General features: G+C 50.8%; 1 pseudogene. It reads right to left on the bottom strand.

Annotated features, from left to right (window positions below):
- Nucleotides 1-18: 18 nt before the first annotated feature.
- Nucleotides 19-333 (bottom strand): annotated as a pseudogene (locus P0G09_RS16440) (type IA DNA topoisomerase); the annotation flags it as partial.

Below are 333 nucleotides of genomic sequence, written 5' to 3'. Positions count from 1 at the left end.
TGAGGTAGACCGCTTAATTTAGCTTTTCCAGCAGCAACTGCCCTCAAATTCCAGCGAGAATTTGCTGCGACCATCGGCTTCAGTGGTCAGCAAAACCGTTGCATAGTAGGTCTTGCCCTTGGCACTACGGCAGTCTTTCAGGCGGACACGGCCGTCCCGCAGCAACTTGTCGGCTACATGAGCATCCATCCGTTTGCCCAGACGCTTGAAGAAGGCGTTGTCTTTCCACAGTACAAATCGGCATTCCCGGTTCTCGCAGAAATAGCCCTTTTCGCGATCCACAACAGATTTGCCACAGTTCGGGCAGATACCAATCACTTTATTTTTCATAAG

The sequence above is a fragment of the Faecalibacterium sp. DFI.5.82 genome, assembly GCF_029076575.1.
GTDB classification, from domain to species: domain Bacteria; phylum Bacillota; class Clostridia; order Oscillospirales; family Ruminococcaceae; genus Faecalibacterium; species Faecalibacterium duncaniae.
The sequence above is the reverse complement of the archived record's forward strand: the minus strand, read 5'-3'. Positions and strand labels throughout refer to the sequence as shown.